We start from the raw sequence: 7,811 nt of genomic DNA on the forward strand, positions 1-7,811 counted from the left end.
TTTAAAGTGTTAATTTATAAGGTTTTATAATAATGGATAAAGTTGTTTTAATTGGTTATATGGGCTCAGGGAAGTCTATTGTTGGTTTAGAACTTGCAAAGAAATTGAAAATTAATCACTTTGATTTAGATGATTTGATAGAAAAAAGTCAAGGCTTGACTGTTTCTGATATTTTCAAACAGAAAGGAGAAATTTTTTTTAGAAAGAAAGAGCATGAAATTTTTACTCAAAAAATAGCGTCCAAGCAGGATTTTGTATTAAGTACTGGTGGAGGAACTCCTTGTTACTATAATAACCATTTAATGTTTGAAGAAAAAAATGTTCAAACAATACATTTAAAAGCTTCCGTTGATACAATAGTTCAAAGAATAATTAAAGAAAAACATAAAAGACCCTTGGTGCAAAATCTTTCAGATGATGATTTGAAAGAATACATTGCTAAGCATTTGTTTGAAAGAAATTTTTATTACAACAAGGCAAAATTTATAATTACTGTTGACTCTAAATCTATTAATCAAATAGTAAACGAAATTATTGAATTGTTAAAGTAAAATGGCATAGCTATTATCTTCTTCGAAAACCACTTGTACGTGTTCCTTTAAAGAAGTTGACAGTGAAATACCTTTAAAATCGGCTTTTACAGGATACATTTTATGGTTTCTATCAACTAAAACTACAGTTTTAAATTTTTTAACAGGCACCTCTAAAAAATGTTTAACACCATAAATTAAAGTAGTTCCAGTGTTTAATACATCATCAACTAAAACAATATTTTTATTACTGTAAGTATCTTTTTCTACTGAAGTGGATATGGTTTTAAGTGGATTTGTTTTGTCTATAAAAACTTCACAAAGTGTAATTTTTAAATCAGATATTTTTTCAAGACAAGTGGATATTTTCTGAGCAAGTACAAAACCATTTTTTGAGATACCAGCCAAAATCAATTCGTCTTCATTACCCAGTGTTTCATATATTTGGTATGATATTCTTTTAATCTTTTGTTCTATTTCTTTATGATTTAGAATTGTTATACTGCTCATGTTATTTTTAGTTTTTTCTTCTCATCAAAAATATTAAAACTTAATTTAAGATTGGTATTTTGTTAATTTTTATTTTTTGAGTGGTCGTTTCTAAAAGGTAGAAACATATAAAAGTGTATTTTGTAGGTATTTTTATGTAATTTATAGAAAGTTTTAACAATTTTAGCAAATTATTAGTTCTTTTGTTCAACTTAAGTCAAAACTATTAAATTTACATTGTTTTTTAAAACTGTAATATAACTGTTTTGATTACAGTTACTTGTTTTTATTTTTTTTTGGTTAAGCTATTTTGATTAAAGTATTATTATAAATTTATGAAACGCATTTCAAAAGCAATATATTTCTTATTCTTTTTTTTAAGTTCCTTGCTAGGTTTGGCACAAGTTAGTACTTATACTTTTAATGAAACTGTAGCCTCTTACAATCCGTTAATCTCAGGAACTACTGTAGCATATACTGCACCATGGGATAACAATCCAGTCGGAGCTGCTCATCTTGCCAATATAGGGTTCAATTTTACTTTTGATGGTGTGGTGCAATCTCAATGTTTTATTAGTCCTAATGGTTTTATAACATTTGGAACCCAAGCTACTGCTACAACCTATTTACCACTGAGTGTAGCAACTCCTTTAACAGGTGGTGGTGCTATTAGTGCTTTAGGAATGGATTTAATTTCAAATACTGATAATGTTGTGTATGCTACTATTGGAACAGCTCCCAATAGAACTTTCGTTGTACAATGGTCTAATGCAGTTAGAAAGGCAGGTACAGGAAACTTTAATTTTCAAATTAGGTTAAACGAAACGTCTAATACAATTCAATTATCTTATGGTGTTTGTGCTCCTGATGGTGCAGCAGCAGTCAATACTCAAGTTGGAATTAGAGGTGAATCAAGTGTTTTTCTTCAAGGAAATGTTAAAAATAGACTTCAAAATGGAGTTAACGTAAACAGTACTTGGAGTACTAAAACCATTGAAGGAACCGCAAATTCCAGTACGGTTAGAACAAGTTTGACAGAATATCCAAATGATGGGTTGCTTTACACTTTCGCTCCATCTTTGCCTTGTACTACTCCTACAGCCAATGCCAGTGGTTTAATTATAGGTGCTACTAATGTGACAGCAACTAGTTTTGTAGGCAATAGTTTTACTGCGGCATCTCCTGCACCAACAAATTATTTAATATTACGTAGTACCATAAATACTCCACCTACAGCATTAAATATTCCAAATAGAACTTATTTTGCCCTAGGTAATGTTATAGCAGCAAATTATACAGTAGTGGGTAACACAAATGCTACTATCTTTAATCAAACTGGTTTAGCTCCCAATACTACTTACTATTATTGGGTCATTCCCTATAATGCAGGTTGCCTTGGAGGACCGTTTTATAGACTTACAGGAATGTTGTCTGCTTCCAATACAACTTGTGTAGCTGCGCCTACTGGGCTTGTAGCTTCTACTGTTGAGGGCAATTCATTTACGGCTTCTTGGGCTCCGGTAACTGGAGCTACAGATTATCTAATAGATGTTTCAACTACCAATACGTTCACTTCAATTTTACCTGGATACAATAATCTCTCTACCGCTGGTGCTACTTCAATTCCGGTTACAGGATTAAATTCGGTTACAACTTATTATTTTAGAGTAAGAGCAGTAGGCTCTAGTTGTTTCTTTTATAGTGCTACTTTAACAGTAACAACAGTTTGTGGGTCGTTCCCAATACCTTATTTTCAAAGTTTTGACACTACTCCTGTAAATGCAACACCTCAGTGTTTTACTATAACTGATGAAAATTCAGATGCAACGATTTGGCAAGTCAGAAACACTCAGTCTGCGTCTAATCCTAATTCGATTCACCTTAATACTAATACAGCAATTGACTCCGACGACTGGTTTTTTACACCAGGACTTCAGTTAAACTCTGGTGTAACTTATAGACTTCGTTTCAAATACAATACTGAAAGCGCTGGTCTTTTTTCAGAAAATCTCAGAATTAGATTGGGTAGTGGAGCTTCCGTTTCCGATATGAGTTTAACTTTGCTGAACTTACCCAATACGGTAAATACGGTTTATCAAACCGCTCTTGTCGATTTTACAATTTTCCTTGATGGGGTATACTTCCTAGGTTTTCAAGGATACAGTCTAAACAGTCAAAGTAAAATAATTATTGATGACATCAGTGTAATTGTATCTCCTACATGTTTTGAACCAACCAATCTAAAAGTTACAGCAATTGGTAGTAATACAGCATCAATTTCTTGGGATGAATCGGTTCCGCCTCCGTCCGATGGATATCAATACTATGTGAGTACTTCTAGTAATATGCCAAACGCAACCGATACTCCTACAGGCTCGGTTGGAGCAGGAGTAACCTCAGTTAACTTATCCGGATTATCTTCAGCAACACTTTATTACTTTTGGGTTAGAGGCAATTGTTCGCCTACAGACCAAAGTGTATGGAGTTTAGTACAATCCTTTAGTACAGATTGTGCCACTCCAGCCTTAATTCCAGTATTTGGAGGAACCCTTTGTGGTGGTGGCTCTACAACCCTTCAAGCTACTCCTGCTCCTGGAGCAACTATTGAATGGTTCTCCAATGCCGCGGGTACTATACTGGTTGGAACAGGCGATAACTTTACAACGCCCAATTTGTTTGCTACTACAACTTTTTATGCTCAATCCGTGGCTTCGGGTGGTTTAATAACTGTTGGACCTAGCAGTCCAATCACTCAAGGAGGTGCTCTTGGATCTGATAATAACCCAAGAATTATTAACTTTAATGTCGCAACAGTTACCGATTTACAATCTATCGATATATTCCCAATAGCTTCAGGACAATCAGGTACCATTACAATAAAAAATACTTTTAATGCACTTGTTGGTTCTGCATCGTATACAACTGTAGTTGCTGGTGGAAGCACTCCACAAACAATCCCGCTTAATATCCATCTTCTTCCTGGTAGCTATACTTTTGCTTTTGATACACTACCAGCTGCAGGATTAGTGGTTAATGTAGATAGTGCTACATATCCCTACAGTTCTTCCGTTGCAACCATTACAGGAAATGACTTTGACAATATATTTTACATGTACGCTTACAATTGGAAATTCTCCAACATCTGTCGTTCTCTTTTAACTCCTGTTGTTGCTACAATCACTCCAGCACCGCCAATCAGTCTTAGCCAATCATCAGCTTCAATATGTTTTGGCGATACAACTTCGGTAGTCAGTTTAACCGGTTTCCCTGCTTATGATACTTTGGTTTGGTCTCCAGCTACGGCTATAATAGGCGATGAAAATACAGGATACACTTTCAATCCAACTACTACCACCAATTATACATTAACAGCTGCTCAAACTTCGGGTAGTATGTGTGTTTCCGTACTCAATTTTGATGTAACAGTAAGACCAGAACCACCAGCAATCGGCGTAGTTCCTGCTACGGCTACTTTGTGCGAAGGACAAACTCAAATCCTCAACGCGGCTTTATCTTCATCTACTCCAGTAGTTATTTTAGAAGAAGGTTTTAATGCACCAACTAACAATTGGATAGTAACCCAAACATCAACAGGTGGTGATGTAACAGCATCCGAATGGACTTTAAGAAATAGTCCATATACATACACTAGTCCATATTGGGTAGCAAACAATGTTTTCAGTAGTAATGACTCGTCTCAATTCTATTTAGCAAATTCCGATGCACAAGGTCCGCCAGCTAGTAATAGAACAGTAACTTATCTAGAATCACCTACTTTCAATTTAACAGGCTATACCAGTGCCAGCATGAGTTTTTGGCATTTCCTTAGATACATTGCAGGAAATAGAGCTCGCGTCGAAGCCTCTATAAATGGTGGCGCTACCTGGACAACCATGGCGAGCTATATTGCTCCACGTGGTACAGCAGCAATTTTTGAAAACGAAACAGTAAACTTAAATGCATTAATCGGAAACCCTGCCGTTAAACTACGCTTCTATTACGATGCCTCTTGGGATTATGGTTGGGCAATTGATAACGTACGGGTAACAGGTAATCTCGCTATAGAAGTAGTATGGTCGCCGGCTACAGAGTTATATTTTGACGCTGCAGCTACTAATCCATACATTACAGGAACACCTGCCGCTTCTGTATATGCAAAACCTACTACTACAACTACATATACAGGTACAGCATTAGGTTCAAACGGTTGTTTTACTGATGCAACCGCTCTTTTAACAGTAGTGCCTAGCCCAACATTGGGAACTCTTTCCAGCAATCAAACAGTCTGCGCTAATTGGAACCCAGCTGATATCGTTTTAACAGGATATACAAACAACATTGTCAATTGGCAATACGCCTCAGATGCAGCCTTTACAGTAGGAGTAACACCTATCGCCAATACAACCAATACTCTAACGGGCGCAGCAATGGGCGTCTTTGCAGGAAACAGATACTTCAGAGCAGTACTTCAAAACGGTACTTGTCCAGTAGTATATACAAATGCGGTTTTAATAGACAAACCAGCTACAGCTTGGGATGGAACCTCTTGGAGCAATGGCTTGCCTAACGCTACAAAACGAGTAATCTTCAACGGAAACTTCAATTCCACCGGAAATATTATCGCCTGTGGTGTAGAAGTACTCTCAGGAAATGTAGTCTTCAATGCAGGTCATACTTTAATCGTGCACAACGATATAGTAGTAACAGGAGGAAACATTACCTTTCAAAACAACGCCAGTTTAGTACAATTAAATACACTAAATAATCTAGGAGTACAATTCTCAAACTCTGGAAACATTACCTACCGAAGAACTACAACACCTATTAAAACATACGACTATACCTATTGGTCTTCTCCAGTCGCAGCGCAACAATTAGGAACCTTCTCAGTAGGAACAACTCATTTTTATCAATACAACCCATCTATTGTAAACTGGTCACCGGTAGCGCCATCATCTACCATGACACCAGCCAAAGGATACATTATTAGAACGCCTGATATTTCACCTTTTAACAACGTTACTACCAATCTATTCACTGGTTCATTCATTGGAACGCCAAACACAGGCACGATAACAACATCTATAATTGGAACAGCAACCCCTTTCAATCTTATTGGAAATCCTTATCCTTCAGCTATAAGTGCCGATTTATTCTTATCCCATCTGCCAAACCAGTCGGTTATCGATGCAACACTATACCTTTGGACACATAATACGCCAATAACCAGTAACCAATATACATCCAATGACTATGCAATGTATAACTTCTCCGGTGGAGTAGGAACAGGGAATGTTGCGCTAAACCCAACACCAAATAATACAGTGCCAAATGGTCGAATTGCATCTGGTCAATCCTTCTTCATCAAAGGAATGACAAACGGTACCGCAGAGTTCAACAACAGCATGCGTCTAATTGGGCAAAACAATCAATTCTTTAGAACCACAAACCAAGAACACCAAAACATAAACCAAGAACTAGAAAAACACCGTTTCTGGTTGGATATTTACAACGAAAATGGCGCCTTCAAAGAACTATTAGTTGCCTATGTAGAAAATGCTACAAACGGTATCGATAGAGGATTTGACGGAGAACTAGTCGATATAGGAAACCCAATAATGGCATACACTCTTCTTGATAATACTAAACTTACCATTCAAGGGAAAGCACTGCCGTTCAATCAAAACGACACCATAGCACTTGGATATAAAGCTACAGTTCAAGGAAACTATACATTCTCACTAGCCAATTTCGATGGATTATTTACCACTCAAGATATCTATCTAGAAGACAAAGTCCTTAATACAGTAACAAATCTAAAAGAAACACAATACAACTTTACAACTACCGTTGGAACCTTCGACGAGCGATTCCTGCTTCGTTTCATGCCTACAGGTTCATTAAACAATGATACCTTTACAGCTCAAAACGTAATAGTTTATAAAAACGAACAAAACAACTTTGTCATTACAACAGGAAACCAAACGATGAGTACAGTAAAAATCTTCGATACTAGAGGAAGAATAATCAACGAACAAAAAAATATAAACGCAAACCAAGCAACCTTATATGCAGGAGAAACAAACCAAGTTCTTTTGCTACAAATCACTACCGATACGGGAATAACAGTAACCAAAAAAGTAATACGATAAAAACCAACCGCAAACCACCCTGCATGCTCTAGTTAAAATCAACAAACTAGAGCATGTTTTTTTTTTAACCTAATAATGACAATACCTGTCAAACAAAACCAATACACAAAAACAATATTAAATAAGTTTTAAAATCTAATAATTTTTAGTTTTAAGCTAATAAAACTTAGTTAAAAGCTAATGATATTTAGTTAAAAGCTAATGATATTTAGGTAAAAGCTAATGATATTTAGTTTAAAGCTAATGATATTTAGTTTAAAGCTAATGATATTTAGTTTAAAGCTAATGATATTTAGTTTAAAGCTAATGGTATTTAGGTAAAAGCTAATGATATTTAGGTAAAAGCTAATGATATTTAGGTAAAAGCTAATGGGATTTAGTTTAAAGCTAATGAATTTTAGCTTATAGCTAATGATATTTAGGTAAAAGCTAATGGGATTTAGTTTAAAGCTAATGGGATTTAGTTTAAAGCTAATGAATTTTAGCTTATAGCTAATGATATTTAGGTAAAAGCTAATGATATTTAGGTAAAAGCTAATGATATTTAGGTAAAAGCTAATAGTATTTAGTTAAAAGCTAATGGTATTTTAAATCATTCTAATGAATTTTAGAATAATCCTACTGGGGTTTAGGAGAGTGT

The 7,811-nt window shown here is 35.4% G+C and carries 3 protein-coding genes; 2 read left to right on the forward strand and 1 reads right to left on the reverse strand.

Annotated features, from left to right (window positions below):
* The first annotated feature begins 32 nt into the window (after positions 1-32).
* Positions 33-551, forward strand: a complete 519-nt coding sequence (locus tag IAI56_RS09915) for a shikimate kinase (RefSeq protein WP_187657718.1) — start codon at positions 33-35, stop codon at positions 549-551.
* On the opposite strand, the gene IAI56_RS09920 is transcribed toward IAI56_RS09915, so the two are convergent.
* Positions 543-1,040 carry a phosphoribosyltransferase family protein gene (locus tag IAI56_RS09920; RefSeq protein ID WP_187657719.1) on the reverse strand — a complete coding sequence of 166 codons (498 nt, stop codon included), beginning with the start codon at positions 1,038-1,040 and terminating at the stop codon, positions 543-545. The genes IAI56_RS09915 and IAI56_RS09920 overlap by 9 nt on opposite strands.
* 314 nt (positions 1,041-1,354) lie before the next feature.
* On the opposite strand from IAI56_RS09920, the gene IAI56_RS09925 reads away from it, so the two are divergent.
* Positions 1,355-7,171 (forward strand): fibronectin type III domain-containing protein, encoded by a 5,817-nt coding sequence (locus IAI56_RS09925; RefSeq protein ID WP_187657720.1) that lies wholly within the window; start codon positions 1,355-1,357, stop codon positions 7,169-7,171.
* Positions 7,172-7,811 lie beyond the last annotated feature (640 nt).

The organism is Flavobacterium macrobrachii (assembly GCF_014486675.1).
Lineage (GTDB): Bacteria > Bacteroidota > Bacteroidia > Flavobacteriales > Flavobacteriaceae > Flavobacterium > Flavobacterium macrobrachii.

Excerpts from the sequence above, each read along its gene's own strand:
- IAI56_RS09915 (WP_187657718.1), top strand. The coding sequence starts at position 33 with ATGGATAAAGTTGTTTTAATTGGTTATATGGGCTCAGGGAAGTCTATT.
- IAI56_RS09920 (WP_187657719.1), bottom strand. The coding sequence starts at position 1,040 with ATGAGCAGTATAACAATTCTAAATCATAAAGAAATAGAACAAAAGATT.
- IAI56_RS09925 (WP_187657720.1), top strand. The coding sequence starts at position 1,355 with ATGAAACGCATTTCAAAAGCAATATATTTCTTATTCTTTTTTTTAAGT.